This window comes from Nonomuraea rhizosphaerae (genome assembly GCF_019396405.1).
GTDB lineage: Bacteria > Actinomycetota > Actinomycetes > Streptosporangiales > Streptosporangiaceae > Nonomuraea > Nonomuraea rhizosphaerae.
The window spans coordinates 1-26,435 of the sequence record NZ_JAHKRL010000550.1 but is presented as its reverse complement, the minus strand read 5'-3'; the positions used below and the strand labels follow the sequence as shown (position 1 = coordinate 26,435).

General features: G+C 71.0%; 23 protein-coding genes, 1 tRNA gene and 1 pseudogene. 19 read left to right on the top strand and 6 right to left on the bottom strand.

The genetic code is table 11. The annotated features are described in order from the left end of the window. Positions 1–3 precede the first annotated feature (3 nt). The 14 genes and pseudogenes from KME77_RS28635 to KME77_RS28570 all read left to right on the top strand — a co-directional run bounded on the left by KME77_RS28635 (position 4) and on the right by KME77_RS28570 (position 15,364). Positions 4–627 (top strand): histidine phosphatase family protein, encoded by a 624-nt coding sequence (locus KME77_RS28635; protein ID WP_219472229.1) that lies wholly within the window; start codon positions 4–6, stop codon positions 625–627. 509 nt (positions 628–1,136) lie between these two features. Beyond that, on the top strand, positions 1,137–2,129 hold the full coding sequence (locus KME77_RS28630) for a TetR/AcrR family transcriptional regulator C-terminal domain-containing protein (RefSeq protein WP_308250953.1): 993 nt from the start codon (positions 1,137–1,139) through the stop codon (positions 2,127–2,129). 65 nt (positions 2,130–2,194) lie between these two features. Beyond that, a tRNA-Ala gene (locus tag KME77_RS28625) sits at positions 2,195–2,267 on the top strand. Positions 2,268–2,545: 278 nt separating this feature from the next. Beyond that, positions 2,546–2,992, top strand: coding sequence for an SgcJ/EcaC family oxidoreductase (locus KME77_RS28620; RefSeq protein WP_219472224.1), 447 nt, complete (start codon positions 2,546–2,548; stop codon positions 2,990–2,992). A 120-nt stretch (positions 2,993–3,112) separates the two neighbouring features. Then, positions 3,113–5,923: pseudogene (locus tag KME77_RS28615) on the top strand (NACHT domain-containing protein). Continuing rightward, positions 5,920–7,533 carry an amidohydrolase gene (locus tag KME77_RS28610; RefSeq protein WP_219472218.1) on the top strand — a complete coding sequence of 538 codons (1,614 nt, stop codon included), beginning with the start codon at positions 5,920–5,922 and terminating at the stop codon, positions 7,531–7,533. Before KME77_RS28615 ends, KME77_RS28610 begins: the two are co-directional and overlap by 4 nt. 27 nt (positions 7,534–7,560) lie before the next feature. Further along, positions 7,561–8,091 carry a ClpX C4-type zinc finger protein gene (locus tag KME77_RS30145; protein WP_219472216.1) on the top strand — a complete coding sequence of 177 codons (531 nt, stop codon included), beginning with the start codon at positions 7,561–7,563 and terminating at the stop codon, positions 8,089–8,091. A 166-nt stretch (positions 8,092–8,257) separates the two neighbouring features. Next, positions 8,258–9,295 (top strand): GNAT family N-acetyltransferase, encoded by a 1,038-nt coding sequence (locus KME77_RS28600; protein WP_219472213.1) that lies wholly within the window; start codon positions 8,258–8,260, stop codon positions 9,293–9,295. Next, positions 9,292–10,002: a PIG-L deacetylase family protein gene (locus KME77_RS28595; RefSeq protein ID WP_219472210.1), complete on the top strand. Its 711-nt coding sequence runs from the start codon at positions 9,292–9,294 to the stop codon at positions 10,000–10,002. The genes KME77_RS28600 and KME77_RS28595 overlap by 4 nt, the downstream gene beginning before the upstream one ends. Further along, a complete protein-coding gene (locus KME77_RS28590; protein ID WP_219472207.1) occupies positions 9,999–11,609 on the top strand; it encodes an ABC transporter substrate-binding protein in 1,611 nt (536 codons plus the stop codon). Before KME77_RS28595 ends, KME77_RS28590 begins: the two co-directional genes overlap by 4 nt. Next, positions 11,606–12,577 carry an ABC transporter permease gene (locus tag KME77_RS28585; RefSeq protein ID WP_308250952.1) on the top strand — a complete coding sequence of 324 codons (972 nt, stop codon included), beginning with the start codon at positions 11,606–11,608 and terminating at the stop codon, positions 12,575–12,577. Before KME77_RS28590 ends, KME77_RS28585 begins: the two co-directional genes overlap by 4 nt. After that, positions 12,574–13,401: an ABC transporter permease gene (locus tag KME77_RS28580; protein WP_219472205.1), complete on the top strand. Its 828-nt coding sequence runs from the start codon at positions 12,574–12,576 to the stop codon at positions 13,399–13,401. Before KME77_RS28585 ends, KME77_RS28580 begins: the two co-directional genes overlap by 4 nt. Next, a complete protein-coding gene (locus tag KME77_RS28575) occupies positions 13,398–14,384 on the top strand; it encodes an ABC transporter ATP-binding protein (RefSeq protein WP_219472202.1) in 987 nt (328 codons plus the stop codon). The genes KME77_RS28580 and KME77_RS28575 overlap by 4 nt, the downstream gene beginning before the upstream one ends. Further along, positions 14,381–15,364: an ABC transporter ATP-binding protein gene (locus KME77_RS28570; RefSeq protein ID WP_219472200.1), complete on the top strand. Its 984-nt coding sequence runs from the start codon at positions 14,381–14,383 to the stop codon at positions 15,362–15,364. Before KME77_RS28575 ends, KME77_RS28570 begins: the two co-directional genes overlap by 4 nt. Here the strand turns inward: KME77_RS28570 and KME77_RS28565 are convergent. Continuing rightward, positions 15,352–16,326 (bottom strand): helix-turn-helix transcriptional regulator, encoded by a 975-nt coding sequence (locus KME77_RS28565; RefSeq protein WP_219472197.1) that lies wholly within the window; start codon positions 16,324–16,326, stop codon positions 15,352–15,354. The two genes, KME77_RS28570 and KME77_RS28565, sit on opposite strands and share 13 nt — an antisense overlap. Positions 16,327–16,370: 44 nt before the next feature. On the opposite strand from KME77_RS28565, the gene KME77_RS28560 reads away from it, so the two are divergent. Next, positions 16,371–16,817: a hypothetical protein gene (locus KME77_RS28560; RefSeq protein WP_219472195.1), complete on the top strand. Its 447-nt coding sequence runs from the start codon at positions 16,371–16,373 to the stop codon at positions 16,815–16,817. On the opposite strand, the gene KME77_RS28555 is transcribed toward KME77_RS28560, so the two are convergent. The 5 genes from KME77_RS28555 to KME77_RS28535 all read right to left on the bottom strand — a co-directional run bounded on the left by KME77_RS28555 (position 16,804) and on the right by KME77_RS28535 (position 22,871). Beyond that, entirely contained in the window at positions 16,804–17,538 is a 735-nt protein-coding gene (locus KME77_RS28555) for a hypothetical protein (RefSeq protein ID WP_219472193.1), read from the bottom strand. The genes KME77_RS28560 and KME77_RS28555 overlap by 14 nt on opposite strands. A 260-nt stretch (positions 17,539–17,798) precedes the next feature. Continuing rightward, a complete protein-coding gene (locus tag KME77_RS28550; protein WP_219472191.1) occupies positions 17,799–18,230 on the bottom strand; it encodes a hypothetical protein in 432 nt (143 codons plus the stop codon). A gap of 48 nt (positions 18,231–18,278) precedes the next feature. Continuing rightward, positions 18,279–20,102: a Na+/H+ antiporter NhaA gene (gene nhaA / locus KME77_RS28545; protein ID WP_219472189.1), complete on the bottom strand. Its 1,824-nt coding sequence runs from the start codon at positions 20,100–20,102 to the stop codon at positions 18,279–18,281. 108 nt (positions 20,103–20,210) lie between these two features. Continuing rightward, entirely contained in the window at positions 20,211–21,065 is an 855-nt protein-coding gene (locus tag KME77_RS28540) for an SDR family oxidoreductase (protein ID WP_219472187.1), read from the bottom strand. Positions 21,066–21,260: 195 nt separating this feature from the next. Beyond that, positions 21,261–22,871 carry a carboxylesterase/lipase family protein gene (locus KME77_RS28535; protein WP_219472185.1) on the bottom strand — a complete coding sequence of 537 codons (1,611 nt, stop codon included), beginning with the start codon at positions 22,869–22,871 and terminating at the stop codon, positions 21,261–21,263. A 153-nt stretch (positions 22,872–23,024) separates the two neighbouring features. Here KME77_RS28535 and KME77_RS29660 point away from each other — a divergent pair, with 153 nt between their 5' ends. The 4 genes from KME77_RS29660 to KME77_RS28515 form a co-directional block, all read left to right on the top strand. After that, positions 23,025–24,320: a sensor histidine kinase gene (locus KME77_RS29660; RefSeq protein WP_219472184.1), complete on the top strand. Its 1,296-nt coding sequence runs from the start codon at positions 23,025–23,027 to the stop codon at positions 24,318–24,320. Then, positions 24,310–24,984, top strand: coding sequence for a response regulator (locus tag KME77_RS28525; RefSeq protein WP_219472182.1), 675 nt, complete (start codon positions 24,310–24,312; stop codon positions 24,982–24,984). The genes KME77_RS29660 and KME77_RS28525 overlap by 11 nt, the downstream gene beginning before the upstream one ends. A 391-nt stretch (positions 24,985–25,375) precedes the next feature. Continuing rightward, the gene (locus KME77_RS28520; protein WP_308250951.1) at positions 25,376–25,819 is read left to right on the top strand and encodes a BP74-related protein; all 444 of its coding nucleotides are present in this window, start codon (positions 25,376–25,378) and stop codon (positions 25,817–25,819) included. Positions 25,820–25,891: 72 nt separating this feature from the next. Further along, positions 25,892–26,435, top strand: a 544-nt coding sequence (locus tag KME77_RS28515) for a TetR/AcrR family transcriptional regulator C-terminal domain-containing protein (RefSeq protein ID WP_219472180.1), incomplete at its 3' end; no start/stop codon positions are given.

Here is a 26,435-nt window from a genome sequence, read left to right as displayed (position 1 = left end):
TGCATGAGCAAGAGGATCGTCTGTCTCAGACACGGCCAGACGCTGTGGAACGTCGAGCACCGATTCCAGGGCCACTCCGACATCCCGCTCGACGAGACCGGCATCGCCCAGGCGGCCCGGGCCGGGTCGCTGCTGGCGTCGCTGCGGCCCACGCTGATCGTCTCCTCCGACCTCCAGCGGGCCCACGAGACCGCGCTCGCGCTCGGCCGGATCGTCAACCTCGACGTGGCGGTCGACAAGGACCTGCGTGAGCGCGGCGGCGGCCTGTGGGAGGGCCTGACCCGCGACGAGATCGCGGCGCGCTGGCCGGAGGAGTACGTCGCCTGGGAGGCGCCCGACGGCGAGCCCGTCGGTGACGTCGCCCGCCGGGTGGCGGGCTCCATGCGGCGCTGGGCCGACCGGCTCGACCGTGACGGGCTGCTGGTGGTGGCCTCGCACGGGGCCGCGCTGCGGCTGGGCATCTGCGAGATGCTCGGGCTGCCCGAGGAGTTGTGGCCCGCCATCGGGGGGCTGGGCAACTGCTCCTGGTCGGTGCTGCAGGAAGGGCGCCGGGGGTGGCGGCTGCTCGAGCACAACGCGGGCACGCTGCCCGAGCCTGTCAACAGCGACGACCGGCCCGACGCCTGACGTTCGAGCGCGTGTTGTGGTGGTGCGGTCGGGGAGCGTGACGGCGTCGGAGGTCTTCGACGTCAGCTTCCCGGCCGGCCGGGTGTGACAGCATGTGCATCTGCTGGTCGCGGGTTCAGATCTGGGACCGTTTGGCCGGGGGCCTCTTGCTGCCGCGTGCCTGCTTGGCGTAGGGGCGGAGGCGCTCTTCGTACGCCGTGAACGCCTGCGACCATCAGGTCGAGTACGCGTGACTGGGCGGTGCTGCGGAAGTTTCCTCCCTGCCTGCCCTCGTACGGGGGGCGTTCCACCACCGTGGCGGGCGAGTCAGTACGCGAGCGGGGCCGTTTGTGCTTGCGCCGGAGATCAGAATGTTTCGTATTGGTGCTCTCCTGTTTACGGTGTACGCCGCACCATAAGTACGTACGGATTTAGCGGGCAATACCGGCTCGTTTTGTCTGGTGCGGTGTTCGGCGGTGATGTGGTGTTATGTCGCCGGCCGCGCTGGAGCGCATGTGACGGGAGGTCTCGTGGAGCGAGGTGAGCCGCCGTACCTGCGGATCGTCGCCGAGATCAGGCGGCGCATCGGCGTCGGCGAACTCTCGCCCGGGGACCGGATCCCGTCCACGCGGCAGATCGTGCGCGAGTGGGGCGTGGCGATGGCGACGGCCAGCAAGGCCATCGCGGCGCTGCGGGACGAGGGTCTGGTACGGGCGGTGCCCGGCGTCGGCACCGTCGTGGTGGGACACGAATGGGACGAGTCCCGCTTCGAGCCACGGGCGGCCGGCAGTGTCGCCTGGGCGGACCGCGGCACGACGTTCGGCATCGGCGCCCGGCGGCCGATCCCCGAGCTGACCAGAGGACGCATCCTGCGGGCGGCCATCAGGATCGCCGACAGCGAAGGGCTGGCCGCCGTCTCCATGCGGCGGATCGCCACCGAGCTGGGGGCCTCGGCCATGTCGCTGTACCGGCACGTACGGAGCAAGGAAGAACTCGTCCACCTGATGGCGGACGCCGCCTACGGCGAGGAGCCGCTGCCCGCGAAACCGCCGCCCGGATGGCGGGCCCAGCTGGAGGTGTCGCTGCGGCTGCAATGGCACCTCTACCGGCGGCATCCATGGCTGGCGCAGGCCATTCCGCTGATGCGGCCGGAGTTCGTACGCAATGGGATGGCGCACACCGAGTGGCTGCTGCGCGCCATCGACGGGCTCGGCCTCAGCCCGAACGCCATGCTGCACGCCAGCGTCACCCTCGCCAGCTTCGTCCGGGGGGTCGCGACCAGCCTGGACGCGGAGACCCAGGCGCGGGCCGAGACCGACGTCACCGACGACGACTGGATGCGGGCCCGGGAGGGGCGGCTGGCCGACGTCCTGTCGTCCGGGGGGTTCCCGACCATGGCGCGGGTGATCGTGCAGCCGGGGCTGGACATGGACCTGGACTCGCTGTTCGAGTTCGGGCTGCGGCGGCAGCTCGACGGGCTGGCGGTGCTGGTGACGCGGGCGGCTCAGGGGCGGCGCGATTAGGTTTAATCGGGGGATGGTTGTATGCTCGCGGAGCGCCGTGACGGGGGGATCCGTGGCGGTGACCAGGGGCTATGGCGCAGTTGGTAGCGCGCCTCCATGGCATGGAGGAGGTCTGGGGTTCGAATCCCCATAGCTCCACCCCGCATCCACCTGTTGCCCGTTTGGGCGGCTGGCCGTTGTTCCTCGCCCCGAGTGGTCCTCACTGCCGCTCGGGTATTCCCCTGCCAAAGGGCCTCCGCTTCGCTCCGGGGCGCTTGTCCTGAGCGCGGGCTTCGCCCACGTGTGCCCTGTCAGCCGATCGAGTCGGCCAGCGCCATCGACTGAGACATCGATCAGTCAGTGGATCGCGGAGGCGCGGTGGCAGAAAGGGAAACCGTCTTGACCTCAAGCATGGTTGAGGAACCACAGTGGGATTCATGAGCACAGACATCGCCGCACCGGCCCGCGAAGCCGAGATCGAAGCGATCAAGCAGGTGGTCGCCACCGTGGAACACTCCCAGAACAACGAGCTTCCCGACGAGTTCCTCGGCCTGTTCCGGGCCGACGCCATCTGGACGACGGGTGGCGGCAGGCGCCTCTACGGCCTCGACGCGATCTCCGCATTCACCCATCAGGTGCTTCCCGGGGGGATGCGGGGCCTCAGCGTCACGTTCGAGCTGGAGCATGTGCTGTTCATCCGCCCCGACGTCGCCGCCGTCAAGCTGCGGCAGGTGTACCGGACACCTGACGGGGTGGACGTGGGGTCGCCGCTGTGGATCATGGCCAAGGAGGACGGGCGGTGGCTGCTGACCGCCTCCCAGAACATCGGCGTGCCGGACGACGAGGAGGTGTCGCCGGGGCGTCCAGTTTTCGGGGCCGCATGAGTTCTGTCCTGCGCGTCGGCGACGCGGCCTTGCGGGGTGGAGCGCATGCGTCCGGTCAACGCCAGGGGGCTCCGGCCGCAACCGTACGCTCCGCGGTGATCAGAAGGTTACGATCCCCGCATGGCGCGGGGATATCGGTACAGCGACGCGGTCCGGTTGCTCGGCGGGACGGATCCGGCGATCAAGGTGCTCGACACCGTTCTGGGGGTCGGCACGCTCGGTGCCTGAGATCTGATCGACGCCAAGGGTGAGCTGATCAAGGTCGGGAACGATCTGCTCGGCCGGTGGCGGGAGTGGCGCTCGGACACGAGGTGGAGCAGCCGCACCGAACGGCTGGAGGCCGCCCACGCGCTTCTGGTGATCACCTCCTTCCTGGAGGCCCTGCGTGGCCTGGAGTTGCCTCCTGGACTGAGGCGGCTCAGCAGGGACGAGCAGGGCGTGCTGCTGGACATGGACGACGTGCCCTGCCCGGCGCCGCAGTGGCCCTTCGAGCGGAATGTTCACCGGGTCCGGCGGGTGTACTCGGCCTGCGCCGCTGGGCTGGTGGACTTCTTCGGCGGGCTTCGGGCGCGGGAGGCGCTTGACGAGGCGGAGTGGGAGAGGGCGCGCGCGCTGTGCCGGGACGCGCTGGAGCCGGCGGCCGTGGGGCGGTACGAGGAGCGGTTCCGGCAGCTGGCGGTGGAGGTTCCCGAGTTCGCGCTCTGGGCCGGGATGCTCGACGGGCAGGCGACGCGGCGGCAGCTGGCGGATCTGCGGCAGTTGCTCCTGCCGGGGCCGGCGGGGGAGGCGCTGCCCGCTCAGCTTGAGACGATTTCGCGGCTGCACCGCGCCGTGCTGCGGCGGCCGATCGCCGAGACGGGGGACGTGCCGGAGGGGATGCGGCTGCCCATGCTCGGACAGGCCTACATCACGCCGCAGTTCCGCGTCGCCGACGTCCGGGAGCTGGGCGGCGACCCGGGCGCGGAGTCGGAGTGGGCGGGCCGGGAGGTGCGGCGGGATCTGCCGGGGTTCCTGGCCGGGTACCTGACCAGCGGGATGGCCACCAGGGTTCCGCTGGTGGTGCTCGGCCAGCCGGGGGCCGGGAAGTCCGTGCTGACGAAGATGCTGTCCGCGACGCTGCCGCAGGAGCGGTTCCTGCCGATCAGGGTGCCGTTGCGCGAGGTCGCGGCGGAGGCGGACCTGCAGCGGCAGATCGAGCAGGCCGTGTACGGGCTGAGCGGGGAGCGGGTGGAGTGGCCCGCGCTGGCCAGGGGAGCCGCCGGCGTGCTGCGGGTGGTCTTCCTCGACGGGTTCGACGAACTGCTGCAGGCGACCGGGGTGCGGCAGACCGACTACCTGGAGAAGGTCGTCCAGTTCCAGCGGCGGGAGATGGACGCCGGACGGGCCGTGGCGTTCGTGGTCACCTCGCGTACGGCGGTGGCCGGGCGGGCGAGCTTCCCGGAGGGAACGGTCGTCGCCAGGCTGGAGCCGTTCGACGACGAGCAGATCGATCACTGGCTCACCGTGTGGAACCACAACAACGCCGGATATTTCAGAGAACGGGGTCTTTCTCCGTTAAGTCCTGAGGTGGCCAGGGCGCAGGGGCCGCTCGCCGGGCAGCCGTTGCTGCTGCTGATGCTGGCGCTCTACGACGCCGACGGGAACGCGCTGCTGTCGGCCGCCCAGTTGAGGCAGGTGGAGCTGTACGAGCGGCTCATGCGGAGGTTCGTGGAGCGGGAGCTGGTCAAGTCCTACCTCAAGGACCAGGTCCCGGCGCTGGTCGAGCGGGAGATGGTGCAGCTGGCGTGCGTGGCGTTCTCGATGTTCAACCGGGGACGGCAGTGGACGACCGGGGAGGAGTTCGACGCCGACCTCAGGGGGTTGAGGCTGGCGGGTCGGCCTGAGAAGGAGCCGGGGTTCGCGACGCCGCTGACGGCGGGGGAGCTGGCTCCGGGGAAGTTCTTCTTCGTTCACGAGGCGCGGGCCAACCGGGACGGGCGGGCGTTGCGGACGTTCGAGTTCCTGCACGCCACGTTCGGGGAGTTCCTCATCGCCAGGCTGCTGGCCTCGCTGCTGCGCGACCTGCGGGTGCAGGAGTCGGCGGCGGTCGCGAGGGATGTCGACGACGGGCTGATGCGAGCCCTGCTGTCGTGGGCGACGCTCTCCAGCCGGACGCCCGTCCTGTCGTTCCTGGGGGAGATGGCGGAGCAGGACGGGGCGGGCTGGCGGGACCTGGTCATCAGGCTGTTCCGGCGGTTGGAGACGCGGGAGGACCACGCGTACCCGGGGTACCGGCCGTGGATCGCCGGGCCGCAGCGGCGGTACGCCTACTACTCGGCGAACCTGATGTTGATGGCGCTGGCGGGTGGGGATGTTGTGCACGCGAGTGTCCTCATGCCGGGGTACGAGGACGTGGTGACGGAGTGGCGGCGGTACGCGCTGCTGTGGCGCTCGCAGTGCGCGGCGGAGGAGTGGCGCAGCATCGTGGACGTGGTCGCGGCCTGTCCCGAGGGGGCGGACATCGCGCTGACACTCATGGGCGATGTCTTCGAGGGGTTGCCGCTCACCGAGCTGGATAACTCGGACGTTCTGCGGATGCAGGACGAGGCTGTGTTTTCCTATCAGCTCGACATGTTCGCGTTGACCCATGCCATGAGGCCGCTGGCGCACACGACGAGCGGACTGATCGGCGTGCGGCTGCACACTCTGCTGAGAGTGCTGATGCTTGCGAATGAAGGCCTGACCGCCGAGATCGCGACATACTCCGCCGCGATCAATGAGTGGGAGGGAAGAGGTGATGCCTGGTTGCTGGAGCGGGTGATGGCAGGTCATCTTGCGGATTGCCCCGACGAGGACGCCGAAGAGCTGATGGCACGGATCGAGGAGTCGTCTGAGTCAGCGCGCACCTTCATAACGCATGTTCGTGCAATGTTGAGGCGGACCGCTCCGTGACGATTTTCACCGGTGGTGCTGTCTGGACAGGCACCGGCCACACTCATGCCCTGGCCGTGACCGGCGGCCGGATCACTGCCCTGGGCGATGACGCCCTGCGCATTGACGGTGAGCGGGTCGATCTCCAGGGCGGGTTTCTCATGCCGGCGTTCGGGGACGGGCACGCGCATCCGCTCTTCGGTGGCCTGGAAGCTCAAGGCCCGCAGGTCAAGGGCCGTATGACGGTCGCGGACATCGTCGCCGAGGTGGCCCGGTACGCGAGCGAGAACCCCGGCCTGGAGTGGATCGTCGGCGGCAGTTACGACCCGACGATCGTCCCCGGCGGCGCGTTCGACGCCCGCTGGCTGGACGCGGTGGTGCCCGATCGGCCGGTGGTGCTGAGGGCGTACGACTATCACACGGTCTGGTGCAACACCGCCGCGCTGGAGCGGGCGGGGATCACGGCGGAGACGCCGGACCCTCGGCTGGGGTGGATCGTGCGGCGCGGGGACGGCACGCCCATGGGGACGTTGCGCGAGTGGCACGCCTGTGACCTCGTGCTGGATCTGGTGCCGGGCAAGAGCATGGACGAGCTGGTGGAGGGGGTGGCTGAGGCGGGGCGGGCCATGGCGGCGTACGGGATCACGTGGGTGCAGGACGCGTGGGTGGAGCCGTACATGGTGGACGCCTATGTGGAGGCGGCGCGGCGGGATGTCCTGAAATTTCGGGTGAATCTGGGGCTGAGGGCGGATCCGGACAGGTGGCCGGAACAGCGGGCGGAGTTCGGGACGCAGCGGGCGAAGGTGGAAGGGGTGGTGGCCGCTCGCACGGAAGGGGTGGTTTCCGCCCGTACGGAAGGGCTGGTCACCGCTCGTACGGTGAAGTTCTTCGCCGACGGGGTCATCGAGGGCGGGACGGCGGCGATGCTGGCGCCCTACGAGGACGCGCCGCATTCGTGCGGCATGCCCGTCTGGGAGCCCGCCGCGCTCGCCGAGGCGGTGGCGGCGTTCGACGCCGACGGGTTCCAGGCGCACATCCACGCCATCGGCGACGGCGGGGTGCGGGCGGCGCTGGACGCCATTCAAGAGGCGGCGGCGCGGAACGAGCCCTGGGACCGGCGGCCGGTGATCGCGCACACGCAGCTCGTGGACCCCGCCGACCTGCCGCGGTTCGCCGAGCTGGGGGTCATCGCGAACTTCGAGCCGTTGTGGGCGCAGCTCGACCCGCTGCAGACGGAGCTGACGATCCCGCGGCTCGGGGCGGCGCGGGCGGCGGCGCAGTACCCGATGAGGACGTTGTCGCGGCTCGGCACGGCGCTGTCGTTCGGCAGCGACTGGCCGGTCAGCTCGCAGGAGCCGCTGCTCGGCATCCAGATCGCGATCACCAGGCGGACGGTGGACGGGGGCGCGGCGTGGACGCCGGACGAGCGGCTGCCGGTGGAGGAGGCGTTGCGCGCGTACACGAGCGGCGTGGCGTGGCAGGCGTTCGCCGAGCGCCGGCGCGGGGTGCTGGCGGTGGGGACGGACGCCGACCTGGTGCTGCTGGGGGACGATCCGCGGCGGGTCGAGCCGACGTCGGTGGGGAGTGTCCCGGTGCTGGGGACGTGGCTCGCGGGGGAGCGGGTGTATTAGGAGAGTTTGTCTAGCTATGGTAGACACATGGCACTCGATGAGGGGCTGCTCGGCCAGGCGGAGGCGGCAGGCACCCGATGGAGCGAGGCGCAGGAGCACGCGGAGCGGGCCAAGGCCGAGTACCACCACGCCGTACGGCGGCTGCACCTGGCGGGAGCCTCGCTGCGGGAGATCGCCGAGGCGCTGGACCTGAGCCATCAGCGGGTGCACCAGATGGTCGAGGCGTCCGGTGGCGCCATGGGGTGGCGCTCGCGCCGGAAGGCCGCCGATCCGGCGTGCACCTTCTGCGGGTCCGGCAAGGCCCAGGTCGCGCGGCTCGTGGCCGGGCCGGGGGTGTTCATCTGCGACGGTTGTGTGCGGCTGGCCGGTGAGGTCGTCCGTGAGCCGCGCTCGGCCATGGCGCATCTCGCCCTCGTGCCGGCCGGCAGTGATCTGGCCTGCTCCTTCTGCGGCAAGACGGCCGCGGAGGTGGCGACGGTGGTGGCCGGTCCCGGGGTGCGGATCTGCGACCAGTGTGTGCGGTTGTGCGATGAGATCGTCACCGCACAGGCCGAATAGGCGGCCGAACGCATCAGGAGCCGGAATTCAGGGTGTCCGGTTTCGCCTGGCGAAATAAAGCTTCGTCTGTTATCGCATCGATGAAACTTTCTTCCCGATTCGTCTTGACCGTGGCGGTTGTCACTCGGAAGGGTGTTACGGGAGAGCCCAGGGTGAAAGGACCACCATGGTCACTGTCCGTGCGTTCACGTCGGGGGACGAGCTCCTGCTGACCGACGCCTGGAACCGGAGCATGCCGGCCGATCCGACGACCGCCGGCTGGTTACGCGACTGCGTACTGCTCGATCCGAACTTCGATCCGGAGGGCCTGCGCGTCGCCGTGGCCGACGGTCAGGTGGCGGGCTGCGCGTACGCGGTGCGCAGGCGGACGCCGCTCGCGCCCGGGACCGACCTGGAGCCGGACACCGGCTGGATCCCGTTCTTCTTCGTCACCCCCGAGCACCGCGGCTCCGGCCTGGGACGCAGGCTGCTCGGCGAGGCCGTCGCCTTCCTGAAGGGGCACGGCAGGACCAGGATCGACTTCGCCTCCTACACCCCCAACTACGTGCTGCCGGGGGCCGACGCCGAGCTGTACCCGGACGGGTTCCGGCTGCTGACCGGGCTGGGGTTCCGGACGCTGTACTCGCCGGTCGCGATGGACCGGACGCTGGTCGGGTACGTGACGCCCGGCGAGGTGCACGACCTGCGGGCCAAGCGGGTGAGCGAGGGCTACGAGTTCCGCCCCCCGACCGAGGGGGAGCTGCCGGAGCTGATCCGCTTCGCGGCCGACGCCTTCAACCCCGACTGGGGCGAGGCGATCAGGCAGCACCGCGACACCAAGCGCATGATCATCGCGAAGCGCGAGAGCGAGAGCGAGAGCGAGAGCGAAAGCGAGGGCGAGGGCGAGGGCGAGGGGGAGAGCGAGCGCGGGACTGAGTGGGGGAGCGGAGGCGCGGGCGCCCATGGGCGCATCGTCGGGTTCGCGCTCTACGCCGCCTACCGGGGGATTCCCGAGCGGTTCGGCCCGTTCGGGGTGGACGAGGGCGAGCGCGGCACCGGCCTGGGGAAGATCCTGCTGCATCTCACCATGACCATGATGCGCGCCGAAGGACTGCATTCGTCCTGGTTCTTGTGGACGGGCGAGGCCAGCCCGGCCGGACACCTGTACACCAGGGCCGGCTACGAGATCACCAGGCGGTTCCACGTGATGAGGCTTGAGGCATGACGCACGTACTCGCGATCGGCGCCCACGCCGGCGACCTCGACCTGACCGCCGGCGCGGTGCTCGCCCAGCACGTCCTGCGCGGCGACCGCGCGACGCTGCTGCACCTGACGCTCGGCGAGCGCGGCCACCCGCGCCTGCCCGTCCCCGAGTACGCGAAGCAGAAGCGCGCGGAGGCCGAGACGTTCGCCGCGGCGATCGGCGCCGGCGTCCGCTTCCTCGACTACGAGGACGGCCTGCTGCCCGAGGACGAGGACGTCAAGATGCGGGTCGGCGACCTGATCAGGGAGCTGCGGCCGGACGTGCTGCTCACCCACTGGAGCGAGTCCATCCACAAGGACCACGCCCGCACCCACCGGATCGTGCAGGACGCCCGTTTCTACGGCGGCCTGAAGACGCTCGAGCGCGAGCTGCCCGCGTACTGGGCGAGCGAGCTCTACTACGCGGACAACTGGGAGGACGCCGACGGCTACACGCCGGACGTGTTCGTCGACCTGTCGGACGAGGCCTACGAGGTCTGGTCGAAGGCGATCACGGGTTACGCGTACGCCCGAGGAGAGACGTACGGATTCCCGTACGTGGACTACTACCGCGCGCTGACGATCGTGCGCGGGGCACCCGCCGGAATGCGCCGGGCCCAGGCGTTCGCCGCCCCGAAGGGCTCCCGTGATCTCCGGGTGAGCTATTTCGGAAAGGCAGCACCCCAATGAAACGAAGCCTGGCAGCCGTCGCGGCGTTGGTCGTCGCGGTGGCGGGATGTTCGAGCTCCACGGGCGGCAAGGGCGCCTCCACCGGCGCGGCGCCGCTGGTCGTCCACGCCGTGGACGCGGGAACGTTCCAGGAGGACTTCAACCCGTACCACCTGGAGAACGTGAACTTCGGCACGGTCGGGATGATCTACGAGACGCTTGAGTTCTTCAACAAGCTCAAGCCCGGAGAGATCACCCCGTGGCTGGCGCTCAAGCACGAATGGTCCGACGAGGGCAAGACCCTGACGTTCACCCTCAGGCAGGGCGTGAAGTGGACGGACGGGCAGCCGTTCACCGCCGACGACGTGGCGTTCTCCTTCGACCTGATCTCCAAGAACGCCCAGCTCAACAAGAACGCGCTGGAGATCGCCGGCACCAAGGTCCTGGCGCCCGACAAGGTGCAGGTCATGCTGAAGAGCACCTCCTACGCCAAGCTGTACAACATCGCCGGCAACACCCCGATCGTGGCCAAGCACCTGTGGGAGAAGGAGAAGGACCCGGTCACCTTCACCAACCCCAAGCCGGTCGGCACGGGCCCGTTCAAGCTGTCGACGTTCAGCGCGCAGATCTACGAGATGGAGAAGAACCCGGGATACTGGCAGCCGGGCAAGCCCGAGGTGCCGTCGGTGAAGTTCCCGGCCTACACCGCCAACGCCGTGCAGACGGCGCTGCAGCAGGGCGAACTGGACTGGGCGGGCGCTTTCGTGCCCGACATGGAGAAGATCTACGTCCAGGGCAAGCCCGACGTGAACCGCTTCTACTTCCCGCCCGAGGGCCTGGTCAACCTGCTGCCGAACCAGGCCGACGAGACCCTGGCCAAGCCCGAGGTGCGGCAGGCCATCAGCCTGGCCGTCGACCGGGACAAGATCGTACGGGTGGCCGAGCGCGGCTACACCAAGGTCGCGCACCCGACCGGCGTGCCGATGCCCGGCGGTGAGGCGTACCTGCCGCCGGAGTACAAGGACGCGGCCTTCAAGGTGGACGTCGAGAAGGCGAAGGAACTGCTCAAGGGCATCGACCCGGCCAAGCTGAGCTTCACGCTGCTGGTGCCCTCGCCGTTCACCGACTGGGTGAACGCCGCCCAGCTCATCCGGGAGGATCTCGCCAAGGTCGGGATCAAGGTGGACACGCGGGGCGTCGCGTTCGCCGACTGGGTGTCCAAGGTCGGCAAGGGCGACTACGACCTCACGATCAGGGCCGCCGCCTCCGGGCCGACGCCGTACTTCCAGCTCCGCTCGCTGCTGTACGGCGGCCTCGCCCAGCCCGTCGGCAAGGCCGCGACCGGCAACTACGAGCGCTGGAAGGACCCGGCGACCGACAAGCTGATCGACGAGTACGCCGCCACCGAGGACCAGGCCGAGCAGGAGCGGGCCACCCAGGGGCTCGGCAAGATCATGGTGGAGAAGCTGCCGGCCGTGCCGCTGTTCTACAGCCCGTCCTGGGCGCAGTTCCGGACCAGCAAGTACGTCGGCTGGCCGTCCGAGCAGGACCCGTACGCGATGCCCTCGCCGTACACCTCGCCGGACGCGGCCGTGGTCCTGCTGCACCTCAAACCGGCGTCGAAGTGAGGTTCCTGGCCAGGCGGCTCGGGTTCTACCTGCTCACGGCCTGGGCCGCCGTCACGCTCAACTTCCTGATCCCCCGGCTCATGCCGGGGGACCCGGTCGAGCTGCTGGTGGCCCGGATGAAGGACAACGTGGACCCCGCCGCCATCGAGGCGATGCGGCGGGCCTTCGGGCTCAGCGACGCCGGGCTGTGGCAGCAGTACCTGGACTATCTGGGCAATCTCGCTCATGGGGAGCTGGGCCGCTCGATCACGTTCTTCCCCACCGAGGTGTCGTCGGTGATCGCCGGCAGCCTGCCGTGGACGGTCGGGCTCGTCGGCGTCGCCACGGTGATCAGCTACCTGATCGGCACCTCGCTCGGCGTGCTGATGGCCTGGAAGCGCGGCACCTGGCTGGACGGGGTGCTGCCGGCCGCCACGTTCATGCACGCGGTGCCGTACTTCTGGGTCGCGCTGGCCCTGGTGTTCGTGTTCGGGGTGACGCTGCAGTGGTTCCCGGTCTCGCGCGCGTACGGGCTGGACGTCACTGCCGGCCTCACCGGCGAGTTCGCCGGGAGCGTGCTCTACCACGCGGTGCTGCCCGGCGTCACGATCGTGGTGGCCTCGATGGCCGACCGCATCCTCGGCATGCGCAACGTCATGGTGACCACGCTCGGCGAGGACTACGTCGTGATGGCCGAGGCCAAGGGGCTGACCAGCAGGCGCGTCATGTGGGCGTACGCGGCCCGCAACGCGATCCTGCCGAACATCACCAGCTTCGCCCTCTCGCTCGGCTTCGTGGTCGGCGGCTCGGTGCTGACCGAGATCGTCTTCTCCTATCCGGGAATCGGGTCGATGCTCCTCAAAGGCGTGGAGAACGAGGACTTCCCGCTCATGCAGGGCATCTTCCTGGTCATCTCGCTCGCCGTGCTCGTCGCCAACTTCCTGGCCGACCTCGCGTACCTGATCCTCGACCCACGGACCAAGCAATGAAGATCAAGGCCGGCGTGGCCATCCTCGCCTTCTTCACGCTCATGGCGATCGCCGGGCCGCTGCTCATCGGCGCCGACCCGGCCGCCACCAGCAACGACGGGCTGCAAGGGCCGTCTTCGGCGCACTGGCTCGGCACCACGCAGACCGGCCAGGACATCCTCGTCCAGATCGTGTACGGGGCCCGCGTCTCGATGGGCGTCGGCGTGCTGTCGGCGGTGATCGCGACCCTGCTGGCCGTGGCGGTCGGCCTGGTCGGCGGCTACTTCGGCGGCGCGATCGACGAGACGTTCTCGGTGCTGACGAACATCTTCCTGGTGCTGCCCTCGCTGCCGCTGATCATCGTGCTGGCCGGCTACCTGCCGCAGCGCGGCGTCGCCTCCGTCGCCGTCGTGATCGCCGTCACCGGCTGGGCGTGGGGCGCCCGCGTGCTGCGCGCCCAGACGCTGTCGGTGCGGCGGCGCGACTTCGTCGAGGCGGCCAGGGCCAGCGGCGAGCGGCCGCTGCGGATCATCTTCTTCGAGATCCTGCCCGTGCTGCTGCCGGTGATCGCCACCAGCTTCCTGGCCACCGTCGTCGGCGCGATCCTGGCCGAGGCCGGGCTGTCCTTCCTCGGCCTGGCCGACCTGTCCACGGTGAGCTGGGGCAGCATGCTGTACTTCGCCCAGAACGGGCAGGCGCTGCTCATCGGGGCGTGGTGGTGGTTCATCCCGCCGGGCCTGTGCATCGCGCTGATCGGCACCGGCCTCGCGCTGGTCAACTTCGGCATCGACGAGATCGCCAACCCCAGGCTGCGGACGATCAAGGTTCGGAAGGCCCGCGCATGAACGTTCTGGAGATCCGCGACCTCAGCGTCGACTACCTGTCCGGCAGCGGGGCCGTGCACGCGGTCGCCGATGTCTCGCTCGACCTGCGCAGAGGCGAGATCCTCGGCCTCGCGGGCGAGAGCGGCAGCGGCAAGTCGACGCTGGCCAACGCCGTCGCCAGGCTGCTGCGCCCGCCCGCCGCGATCACCGGCGGCTCGGTCGTCCACCACCGCAGGGACGGCGGGCCGGTCGACGTGCTCAAGCTCGGGAGGAAGGAGCTGCGCGCCTTCCGCTGGAAGGAACTGGCCGTCGTCTTCCAGAGCGCCATGAACGCGCTCAACCCGGTCAGCACGGTCGGCGCTCAGATCGACGACGTGCTGCGCGTCCACGCGCCGGACATGCCGCGCAAGGAGCGCACCGAGCGCACGGTCGAGCTGCTCCAGCGCGTCGGCATCAGCGCCGACCGGCGGCGCGGCTACCCGCACGAGCTGTCCGGGGGCATGCGCCAGCGCGCCGCCATCGCCATCGCGCTGGCGCTCAACCCCGAGATCATCATCATGGACGAGCCGACCACCGCGCTCGACGTGGTCGTCCAGCGGGAGATCCTGCACGAGATCAAGGCGTTGCGGCAGGAGTACGGCTTCGCGGTCGTGTTCATCACCCACGACCTGTCGCTGCTGATGGAGATCTCCGACCGGATCGCCATCATGTACGCCGGGCGGGTGGTGGAGACGGGCTCGGCCAAGGCGCTGCACAGGTCGCCCAGCCACCCGTACACGCTGGGGCTGCTGCGCTCCTTCCCTCGGCTGCACGGGCCCCGCGAGGAGCTGCTCGGCATCCCCGGCACCCCGCCCGACCTGCGGTCACTGCCGTCCGGCTGCGCCTTCCACCCGCGCTGCCGGTTCGCCGTGGAGGAGTGCTCGGCACGCCGCCCGGCCCTGCTGCCAGGGGTGGAGGGGCAGGTCGCCTGCCTGCTGAACGACGACAAGGGGGTGCTCCGGTGAGCGACTTCGTGCTGGAGGGCCGTGACCTCACCAAGCACTTCACCGCCGCCCGCGGCGGCCGGTGGGGCAGGCGCCCGCCGGTGCGCGCCGTGGACGACGTGTCGCTGGGGCTGCGCGCCGGGACGGTCACCGCGCTGGTCGGCGAGAGCGGCTGCGGCAAGAGCACGGTCGCGCGGCTGCTGGCCCAGGTGTACCCGGCCACGTCGGGGGAGGTGCTGCTGCACGGCGAGCCGGTCAAGGCGCACCGCGGCGCCGCCTTCCGCGCCTACCGCCGCCAGGTGCAGCTCATCTTCCAGGACCCGTTCGCGTCGCTGAACCCCTTCCACCGGGTCCGCTACCACCTGGCCAGGCCGCTGCGCATCCACGGACACGTCCGCTCGGACGCGGACGAGCAGGAGCAGGTGGCCGAACTGCTGGAAAGGGTCAGCCTCACCCCGGTCGAGCAGTTCATGGACAAGATGCCGCACGAGCTGTCCGGCGGCCAGCGGCAGCGGGTGGCCATCGCCCGCGCGCTGGCCGTCCAGCCCGTGGCGCTGATCGCCGACGAGCCGGTCTCCATGCTCGACGTGTCGATCCGGCTCGGTGTGCTGCGGCTGCTGGAGAAGCTGGCCGACGAGAGCGGGCTGGCGCTGCTGTACATCACGCACGACATCGCCAGCGCCCGCTACTTCGCCCAGGACATCACCGTCATGTACGCCGGGCGGCTCATCGAGAGCGGCGAGGCCGAGGCGCTCACCCAGTCGCCGGCCCACCCGTACACGCGGCTGCTGCTGGAGTCGGCTCCCGACCCCGACCGGGTGACCGCGCCCGAGACCGTCCGGCTGGGGGAGCCGCCGAGCCTGATCGACCCGCCGAGCGGGTGCCGCTTCCATCCGCGCTGCCCGCTGGTGATGCCGGTGTGCTCGGAGCGGGTGCCGGAGCGGACCTCGCTGGGCGAGGGACGGTGGACGCACTGCTGGGCGGCCGCTCACCCGTCGTAGCGCTGGCTCAGCCGCCTCGCGGTGCTCGCCATCAGCTCCCGCAGCTCGGCCGGGGCCAGGACCTCGGCCTCGGCGCCGAGCCGCAGGAACTCGCCCAGCGCGTGCCCGACCGACTCGATCGGCACCGTCACCCGCGTCCAGCCCTCGTCGTCGGGCGGCTGGGCGCTCTGCCTCGCCGCCGCGACCACGCCGGGCGTCATCAGGTTGGCCAGCAGCGTCAGGCCGCGCGGCGACAGCCGGACCACCGCCTCGCCCCAGCGCAGCCGCTCCTCGAACTCGGCCAGGTACTCCTGCCAGTAGGCGGCCAGGTCGAAGCCGTCCGGGCGGGTGAAGCGCTCCTCCAGCGGGTGCAGGCCGAGGATCTGCGAGACCCGGTAGGTGCGTACGTGCTCGCCGCAGCGCGCCACCAGATACCAGGTGCCCGCCTTGACGACCAGCCCGTACGGCTCCAGCCGCCGCTCCACCTCCTGCGGGGCCTTCCAGCGGCGGTAGCGGACCTGAAGGACCCGCTCGTTCCAGACGGCGGCGGCCACGGCGGGCAGATGGGTCACCGGTTCGGGGTCGCGGTACCAGGTCGGGGCGTCCAGGTGGAAGCGCTCCTGGATCCGCCCGGCCCGGTCGCGTAACTCGACCGGCAGCGCCGCCATGAGCTTGAGCTGCGCGGCCGTCACCACGGCGCCCAGCCCCAGCTCGGCCGCCGGCCCCGGCAGCCCGGCCAGGAACAGCGACTCCGCCTCGTCGGTCGTCAGGCCGGTCAGCCGGGTGCGGTAGCCGTCGAGGAGCTGGTAGCCGCCGTTCGGGCCGGCGTCGCCGTACAGGGGGATGCCCGCGGTGTGCAGGGACTCGACGTCGCGGTAGATCGTCCGTACGGACACCTCAAGGCGTTCGGCCAGCTCGTGGGCGGTCATGCGGCCGCGGGTCTGCAGGAGCAGCAGCAAGGAGACCAGCCGGGAGGCGCGCACGTCACTGACACTACCTGTCAGTGACCCGGGTCTACCTTCGCCGCATGAACGACTTCGACTTTTTCGCCGGCTCCTGGAACGTCCTCAACCGCAGGCTCGTCAAGCCGCTGACGGGCAGCACCGAATGGGAGGAGTTCCCCGGGTTCTCGCGGGCGAGCACGCACTTCTCGGGCGGTGCCAGCTTCGACGAGATCACCTTCCCGACCAAGCAGTGGGCCGGGCTGACGCTGCGGCTGTTCAACCCGGACACCGGGCTGTGGACGATCCACTGGTCCAGCAGCGCCAGGGGAGTGCTGGACCCGCCCATGGTGGGCTCCTTCTCCGGCGGGCGGGGCGAGTTCCACGGCGAGGACCCCTTCGAGGGCGGGACCGTGCCCTGCCGCTTCCTCTGGACCGTGGACGGGCCGGACGCGTGCCGGTGGGAGCAGGCCTACGCGCGGGACGGCGAGACCTGGGAGACGAACTGGATCATGGAGTTCACGCGGGCGTGACGCTGTCCAGGACCTTGTCGAGCGCCTGCCGGGCCTCCTCGCCGTCGGGGGTCGTGCTGCCGTACACGTACGAGACGCCGCCGGCGGTCTGGACGGCCACGATGCGGACGTAGGCGGGGTCTTTGGTCGCGCTCTTGAACACGACGTGGAACGACGCCGTCGCCCCCGGCTGCCCGCCGACCGACACGGCGCGGGTGCGCAGCTGGTCGCGGCTGCCGAGGTCGGGCATGAGCCGCCTGGCCGTCTCCAGGCCCACCGCGTCCGCCTTGGCCTGGAGCTGCTCGGACGTCGACGTGCCGCCCGCGGCGTCCTGGGCCTGGGTGAAGGCGTACACGACCGTGCCGCCCGAGGTCAGGCCGGAGGTGAACTCCGGGCGGTCGGCCTTCTTCCAGCCCTTCGGGATCGCGTACGAGAGGCCGGCCTTGGCGTCGTTGACCTTGGCGGCCCCCTTGGCCGCTCCCTGAGAGGCGGTGGGCGTGGGAGCGGGCTTCTCGGCGTTGCTGTTGCCCCACAGGATGACGGCTATGGCCGCGGCCGCCACCAGGATCGCGATGCCGCCGACCACGATGGCCCAGCGCCAGCCCGACTTGGGGGGCGGGGCCTCGTACTGGGTGACGTCGGGCAGCATGTCGGGGGTGTACGGCAGGCGCCGCGTGCCCGGCGGCTCACCGGCCTGCTGCTGTTGCTGATGGGGCGGCCAGGTCTGCTCGGGCGGCGGCACGCGCTCGGTCGGCTGTTGCTCTTGTTGCTGTTGCGGCGGTGGCCACGTCGGCTGCGGCGGCCACGTCGGTTGCGGCTGCGGGGCCGGAGGCTGCTGCGGCTGTGGGGGCAGGGGCCAGCGGTGCCTGACGGTCCGGTTCGGGTCGGACGCTGGCTGCTCTGGATTCATGATCCCTCGACGCTTCAGCGGGTTTTACCAACATTGTCCCATCCCCGGCCGTCGAACGGGTCGTCAGGCGGCCGGTCCGGCGGCGCCGGGGATCAGGGCTGCGGGTTCTGCCAGCCGGGCGGGTCGGGGTTCTGCCAGCCGGGCTGCTGACCGGGCGGCGGCTGCGGCGGGGACTGCGGCTGCCAGCTCGGAGGAGCCTGCGCCTGCTGCTGCCAGCCGGGCTGCTGACCGTGCTGCTGGCCGAGCGGCGACGGCGAACGGCGGGCGACCACCGCCCAGATCAGCAGCCCGAGACCGCCGGCGGTGAACACGAAGCCGACCAGGCCCAGCAGCAGTGCGGTGATCACGTTGTAGTCGAAGCTCTGGAGGAACAGGGGCAGCCACAGGCCGCGCACCAGGGTGTACACCTCGCCCACCAGGAGCACGACGCAGCCGTACATGCCCAGCACGGCCGCCCGGCCGTGCTCCGCCTTGGCCCGCGCCGTCAGGATGATCCCCGCGACCAGCAGAACCATGATCAACACTTCGAACAGGATGAACGGTATGTTCTGCGCCAACATGTTTCCCTCGGTTCACTCCGTGCTCTTAGGATGATCACCGTACGTGGATTCGCGGAGGCTTTCCACCGCTCTGGTGATCGATCCGAGGTCCATGCCCCCGTGGTAGCGGACACCGTTGAGGAACAGCGTAGGCGTTCCCCGCACGCCGCTCGCCCGTCCCGACTCCTGGTCGCGCGCGACCCGTTCCAGCCGCCTCGGCACGTCGGCCCACGGCTCCACATCCAGTGCGGCCGCGTGACGCGCCAGGTCCTCGTCGGTCAGGAAACGCTGGTTCTCGTACAGCAGGTCGTGCATCTCCCAGAACCTGCCCGCCTCCGCCGCCGCCTCGGAGACCAGCGCGGCGGGCATCGCTCGCGGATGCAGCGTGGTCAGCGGGAAGTGCCGGAACACCAGCCGCACGTCCTTCCGCTTGCGCAGCAGCTCCTCCAGGATCGGGTGGAGACGTCCGCAGTAGGGGCATTCGAAGTCGCCGTACTCGACGATCGTGACCGCGGCCTTGGCCGGCCCCCGTACGTGGTCGTCCGGCCCGACCGGGACCGACAGCAGCTCGGGCAGCTCCTCCTGCGGCTCGGCGTCGGGCGGCGCGCACACCCCGCCCCGGTCCCACGCCATCCGGAACACCAGCCAGCCCATCAGCGCCGACAGCAGGCTCCCGGCCAGGATGCCGATCTTCGCCTGGCTCTGCACCGCCTGGTCGTCGAACGCCAGGTCCACGATGAACAGCGCCACCGTGAACCCGATGCCCGACACCGCCGCCCCGCCCAGCAACTGCCCCCACACCAGGTTCCCGGGCAGGATCCCCCACCCGAACCGCAGCGGCAGCCACGTGCCCAGCCAGATCCCGGCGAACTTCCCCAGCAGCAGCCCCGCCGCCACCCCGATCGCGACGGGCGAGGTCACCGCCGCCCGCAACGTCTCACCGTCGAGCCGCACCCCCGCGTTGGCCAGCGCGAACACCGGCACGATCACGTAACTGCTCCACGGATGCAGGCGCAGCTGCAGCCGCTCGTTCACCGAGACGGCCATCCGCAGCGTGCGCGCCGCCTCCCGGGCCGCGCGCGGGTTCGGGTCGTTGGTGAACTCGTGCACCGCCTCGTCGGCCCGCAGCAGCTTCTGGTCGCTGGGCGCGTACACGAACACCAGGATCCCCAGCGCGATGCCCACCAGCGTCGGATGCACGCCGCTCTCCAGCGTGGCCACCCACAACGCGAACCCCAGCACGATGTACGCGGGCGCCCGCCAGATCCTCAGCCACCGCAACGTCACGATCGCCACCAGCAGCACCGCGGCCGTCACCAGCGCGACCAGGTCCAGGCGCTCGGTGTAGAAGACGGCGATGATGATGATCGCCAGGATGTCGTCCACGATGGCCAGCGTCAGCAGGAACACCCGCAACGGCTCCGGGCACCTCGCGCCGACGATGGCCAGCATGCCGAGCACGAACGCAGTGTCCGTCGCGATCGGCACCCCCCAGCCGCCCGCCCCGGGACCGCCCGCGTTGAACACCAGGTAGACGGCCGCCGGCACCAGCATCCCGCCCAGCGCCGCCACCGCCGGGACGGCGATCAGCCGCCTGTCCCTGAGCTGGCCGAGCCTGGCCTCGTACGAGACCTCCAGGCCGATGATGAAGAAGAAAACGGTCATCAGGCCGTCGTTGACCCAGTGGCGCAGGTCCAGCTCGAACTCGGCGGTGCCGAAGCTCAGGCCCATGTTGGTGTGCCAGAACGACTCGTACGTGTCCGGCCAGGGGGAGTTGGCCCAGATCAGGGCCAGGAGGGTCGCGGCCAGCAGTGCGCTGGTGCTGCCCGCCTCGGTCCTGAAGAACGCCCGCAACATCGTGTCGACCCCCGGCGTACGATCATAAACCGGCCGCCTGACGCTACCGCTGCACGGGCCCGAGCCTGCGCGTCCAGGGCACACCGGAGATCGGGGCCCCGGCTCTCGTCAGGGACCTTCCGTCTCGTGGAGTCGCACAGCGCGCCGGCTCACGAACTCTCGCGCCCCGCGCAGCCTGGTCCGCAGACGCTTCTGGGTGTTCCCGCAGTCCAAGCGCACGTCCACCGGCCCCCGCAGGCCCGAGCCGGCGCGACGGCCGGACGGCAGGCGGGCCGGGTCGAGGCCGTCGCGCGACGCGATGAGGCGCCCCAGCTCGTACCGGCTCATCGGCTCCGGCCCGGCGACGTGGTGGATCCCCGGCTGCTCGGAGGCCGCGAGTTCCAGGAGCGCCGCGGCGAGATCGCTGACGTGCACGGGGCAGCGGATCTCGTCGGTGAACAGCACGCCCTTTCCGCGGTCGGTGGCCAGCGAGTGCACGAGGGCCTCGTGGGAGGAGCCGCCGTCACCGATGATCAATGACGTCCGTACGATGGCCGCGGTCGGGGCGATCGCCCGCACGGCTACTTCGGCGGCTGCCTTCGCCGCTCCGTAAGGAGTGATCGGATCGGGGACGGCGTCCTCGGGATAGGTGAGCGCGTCGCCGGAGAAGACGGCGTCGCTGGACACGTGCACCAAACGCCCTCCGTTCGCGGCGGTCGCGAGGGCCACGTGGGCGGCGCCCGCAGCCGTTGTCGTCCAGTCCGACTGGCGGTAGGCCGCGTTGATCACCGCGTCCGGACCGAACGCGCTGATCCGGTCGGTCACGGCCGCGCGGTCGCGGACGTCGAGGGGCAGCCAGCCGACGTTCGTCATCGGGCCTGGCCGGGTCAGGTAGGTGGCGGCCACCGTGTGGCCGGCCGCGGTGGACAGGCGGACGAGTTCGCTGCCGAGGAAGCCGCTGCCGCCGACGATGACGATTCTCATGGGCGGTCACCGTAGTGGTTCCTCTCTGGTGCCGTTGTGATCGGCTACCCGGATATCGAGTGGCAGGGCGGTCGCGGTGATCGGGGATGCCGGATCGGGGGGTGCCGTCTTGTGCGATCACGACCCTGGACGATCTGTCCGTCGTGGAGATCGCCTCGACGGCTCATCTGGGGCCGCCTTGACGGGCCGGTCGGATCAGGAGGTCTTGGCCCACAGGTCGCAGTGGCGGGCGGAGGTCAGGTCGACGCTACGGATGCCGTGCGGGCCGGGTGCCAGTGACTGGGTGCGGCCGTTCCGGCCGTCGAAGCGCGGCCACGCGGGCAGGCCCTTCTGGTTGGGGTCGCCGGTCCGGGCGAAAGCGGTCCAGTAGCGGATCATGTCGTCGGACAGCTTCTGCTGGGCGGCGGTGAAGCGGCCGGGCGTCCAGAGGTAGGGCAGTTCGGAGCCGTGCGCGGCGCCCATCGGGAAGCCTTCGGTGGGCGGCGTGACCGACGGGGCGTCCCGGTCGGCGAACTCGTAGGCGTAGACGGGCGCGCGGCGGGCCAGGGTTCGTTCGTCGTCCCGGGTGGGGCAGGCCCAGCCACGGTCGGTGAGGACGTTCGCCCAGGCCAGAGCGGGAGCGACAGCATCGGAGGCGGGGTAGGCGCGTTCGGCGCGGGTCGCGTCCGCGCCGAAGGTGTCCTGGAGCAGTTCGCGGTAGCGGGCCGCGTCGATGGGCTGCTGAGCCTGGGCGGCGGACACGTACAGCCGCATCTCGTCCCGGTTGTGACCGACGATCATCGGAACGGGGCGGGCGTCGCCGCCGCTCAGCACGTCGGCCGGCCTGCGCGGCAGCACCTTGGTGCCGTACGCGGGGAAGGCGAACCGCTGCGTCATCGGCAGCAGCTTGTTCACCGGCGTCTTCCGCAGGCAGGCCAGGACGTCGGCGGCCGTGGCGCAGCCGAGCGCGGCGGCCGACTGCTTGCCGAAGGTCTCCGCGAACTCGCGCGGCATGAGCGGCGTGTAGGGCGGCAGGCCGGGGGCCAGGCCGTTCTTCGGGTAGTTGACGGAGCAGGAGCCGCTCTGCACGATCGCCTTGTCGAACAGGCCCTTCGCGGCGGGAGCGGTGAGCAGGGCGCAGGTGCTGAACGCGCCGGCGGACTGGCCGGACAGCGTGACGTTGCGCGGGTCGCCGCCGAAGGCCGCGGCGTTGCGGCGCGTCCAGCGCAGCGCCGCCATCTGGTCCTCCAGCCCGAAGTCGCCGCCGTCGCGGCCGAGCGCCGGATGGGCGAAGAAGCCGAAGACGCCCAGCCGGTAGTTGACGGTCACCACGATCGCCCGGCCCCGCACGGCCAGGCGGCGGGCGTCGTAGTCGCTGCCGGCGCCTCCGAAGAACCCTCCGCCGTGCACCCAGACCAGGACGGGGAGCGGGTGGCGGGCGTCCGTCCGGGCGGGGGTCGTGACGTTGAGGTACAGGCAGTCCTCGGCGTCGCTCGCGGCTCCCTGCTCGGCGTTCTGCGCGCATCGCGGCGCCGCCTCGGTCGCCTGCCGGGTGCCCGTCCAGGGGTGAACCGGCTCGGGGGACGCCCACCGCAGGGCGCCCACCGGCGGCGCGGCGTAGGGGATTCCGCGAAACAGTCGCTGGTCGCCGGTGATCCGGCCGCGGATCGACCCGGCGTCGGTGCGTACCGTAGCGCCGCCGGTGGTGGCCACGGCGGGAGTTCGTCCGCTCGCGGCGCAGGCCGTGGCGGCGCCGGTGGACACCGTCGCGAGGGCCGCTGCCAGGAACGCCGCGAAGGCTCTCGCGCATCGTTGTCGTGAGCTCATGTTCGCTGCCTCATCCCGTGATCGATCGGTCGAGTACCGGCAGTCAACCGAGCGGTCACGGGGCCGCGACACCGTACAACGTGGGCGAACAGGCGCGGGATCCGCAACATTCGTCGGTGTCCGGAGCGGCCGTCCTGCCATAACGTGACATTCGTGACAGGCAGGCAGCGGTCGTCCAGGACGGAGGCGGCGGCCGACGCGGTGGTGGTCGGCGTCCTGGTGGCGAGCGCGGTGCTGACCGCCGGGCTGGCGGCCGTGCTCGTGCGCGCCTGGGGGCCGTCCTTGCCCGCTCATCTGCTGTGGGCGGTGGCGGTGCCGCAGATCGCCGCGAGCCCGGTCATGGTGCTGCGCCGGCGCGCCCCGGTCGCCGTGGCGGCGGTGATGGCGGCGGTGGCGATCGCGGGCAGGCTGGTGATGCTGTCCGCGCCGGACGCGCTCATCGAGCTGCAGCTCTCCGCCGAGCTGTGGACGCCGAGCGCGATGACCGTCGCGATCCACGCCATGGCTCTGTCGGACGCCCCGAGCGGCCGGCGGCGGCCGGTGTGGGCCCTGGTGGCCGTGCTGACGCTGGTCGCCGCCCGGCCGTGGGCCCCTGACCAGGGCATCGCCGCCAACGCCGTGCTCCACACTGCCGTCCCGGCGCTGCTCGGGCTCTATCTGGGCGCCCGGCGGCGGCTCCTGCGCGCGCTGACCGAACGGGCCGAACGGGCCGAGGCCGAACGTCTGCTGTACGCCGAGCAGGCGCGGCAGCAGGAGCGGGTGCGGCTGGCCGAGGAGATGCACGACCTGGTCACCCACCGGGTGAACCTGATGGTGCTGCAGGCCGGGGCGCTGGAGGTGACGGCGTCCGAGGAGGCCACCCGCAAGGCGGCCGAACAGGTGCGCGGCATCGGCTGCCAGGCACTGGACGAGCTGCGCGACCTGGTGAGCGTCCTGCGCGCGCCCCGCAGGGAGGCCCTGCACGACGTGGTGCCGGAGGTTCCGGAGCTGGTGGCGGCCTCGCGGGCGGCCGGGGTGGCGGCGACGCTCGTACGGGAGGGTCAGGGGGTGACCTCGCCGCTGGTCGAGCTGACCGTCCGGCAGATCGTCCGGGAGACGCTCACCAACGCCGCCAAGCACGCGCCGGGGGCTCCGGTCGAGGTACGGGTGCGGCACGGCCGGACCCGCCTGGAGGTGACCGTGCGCAACCCGGCCCCCTCCGGCCAGGCCGTCACCGGGGTGCCCGCGACGCTGGCGGCGGCCGGGTCCGGGAGCGGCCTGCGCGGGCTGCGGCGGCGCGTCACGCTGATGGGAGGCACGCTGACCGCAGGCCGGACCTCCGAGGGCGGCTTCGAGGTCCACGCGGACCTCCCCGCCGACCTGTCCGCTCAGGAGCATCCCGCCGACCCTCCCGCTCCGGAGGATCCGGGACGCCCGTCCGCTCGGGAGGATTCGCGCGATGAGTCATGAGGAGACGTCCGGGCCGGTGATCCGGGTCGTGGTGGTCGACGACGAGCCCATGGTGTGCGAGCACCTGCGCACCATTCTCGGCACCGCCGGCGACATCCAGGTGGTCGAGACCGCCCACGACGGCGAGCAGGGCGTCGCGGCGACCCTCAGGCACCGTCCCGACCTGGTCCTGATGGACCTGCGCATGCCGGTCATGGACGGACTGACCGCGATCGAGCGGATTCGCGCCCTGCCGGATCCGCCGGTGGTCGTCGCGTTGACGACCTTCGACGCCGACCGCCACGTCATGGGCGCCATGAACGCCGGAGCCGCCGGTTACCTCGTCAAGTCGACGCCGCCGAGGGAGCTGATCGGGCTGGTACGCGTGGCGGCGGGCGGCCACACCGTCCTGTCGCCGGTCGCCACCGGGCGGCTGCTGGCCGCCCGTACCGACGAGCGGGAGTCCAGGGAGCAGGCCGGTGCCCTGGTCGGCCGGCTCACCGGCCGGGAGACCGACCTCCTGGCCTGTCTCGGCGAAGGGCTCACGAACGCGCAGATCGCCGACCGCCTGCACCTCTCCGAGGCCACCGTCAGGAGTTACGTGTCCCGCATGCTGACCAAGCTGGACTGCGCCAACCGCACCCAGGCGGGACTCCTGGCCCAGCAGGCCGGCCTGCGCCGCTGACCAGGACCGCCCATGGGTGGGGACGGTGGGCGCCGCACGGTCGGACGTGCTGCCTGGGGGCATGGACCGCCCGGCCGTGCGGCGTGCACGGCCCCAATCGTGCGCAGCCGTTGGGGGCGTGCGTAAGGAACGTAACTCCGGTGTGCTGCCGTACGGCACCGCTTCGCACCTCCTGGAACGTGACCGGGGGAGAGATCTTCTACCTCGGGGTGGGAGATTCCTTCCTGGAGAAGGAGATCCTTCTACTTAGGAGCTCCAGGTCGAGGAGCAGCCGACGTGATGAGGCAGCGGGAGGGCGCCTTTTTCCGGTCGTGTGTTCACCGCTGCCGGAGGTTGTGCCCCGGTTGAGAGATCCTCGGCCGCACCGGATGAATTGTCATAAGGTGCGGGCGTGTTCAAACGACGTACCACCGCACTGGCTGGCATCTGCGCAGCGATCGCGATGCTCGCCGTCACACAACCCGCCGTCGCGGCGCGCGCCTCCGCCGTGGCCTACTTCCAGTTCGACGTGCCGCCCGACACCGGCAGGGTGATCTTCATGCTCACCGACCCGGCCAGGATCACCGAGGCGAGGAACATCATCAAGGGCCTCCAGACGGACCGCATCCACGTGAAGGGGACGATCGTCAAGAGCCCCGCCCGCTACAACCCGGGCTGGAGCTACCATCTCGACCCGGCGTCGGTCGTGTTCTTCTCCAACGCCGTCGAGGTGTGCGACGCGACGCCCTCGTACGTGCAGGCGCATCTCGCGGAGGTGGGCGGCTCGTTCCTGCCGGGGAACGTGTGGTGCCCGTGGCGCTCGCGGCTGCTGAGGGAGGTGCCCGCCCTGTCGTGACCGTCCGCGGGAGCCGGGCCGCGACGATCGAGGCCCGGCTCGGATGACTTAGCGCTGCTAAGGTGTCGTTCGATGGACGCGAGCAAACGGGCTCCGGTGACCCGGGAGACGATGATCGAGACCGCCCTGCGGCTGCTGGACGAGGTCGGCCTGGACGGCCTGACCGTGCGCCGGCTCGCCGCCGAGCTCGGCGTCCGCTCACCCGCCCTCTACTGGCACATCCGGACGAAGCAGGAGCTGCTGGACGGGATGGCCGAGGCGATGGTGCTGGCCGCCGGGATGGGGCCGCCGAAGGAGGGCGAGACCTGGCAGGAGTGGCTGGCCAGGCGCGCGCGGTCGTACCGCGACTCGCTGCTCGCCCACCGCGACGGCGCCCGGATCGTCTCCACGGCGGGGCAGCTCGGCCCGGCCACGCTGCGGATGTTCAACGAGGAGCTGGCGGCCATGGTGGCCCGCGGGTTCACGCCGGTGCTCGCGCTGCGGACGATCACCACGTTGTCCCACTACGTCACCGGGTTCGTGCTGCAGACGCAGAGCCCCCGCACGGTCACCGGACCGGCGGCCGAGCGGCTGGCCGCCGTGGTCGAGCAGCTCGACGGCGGGGCCGCCGCGCCGC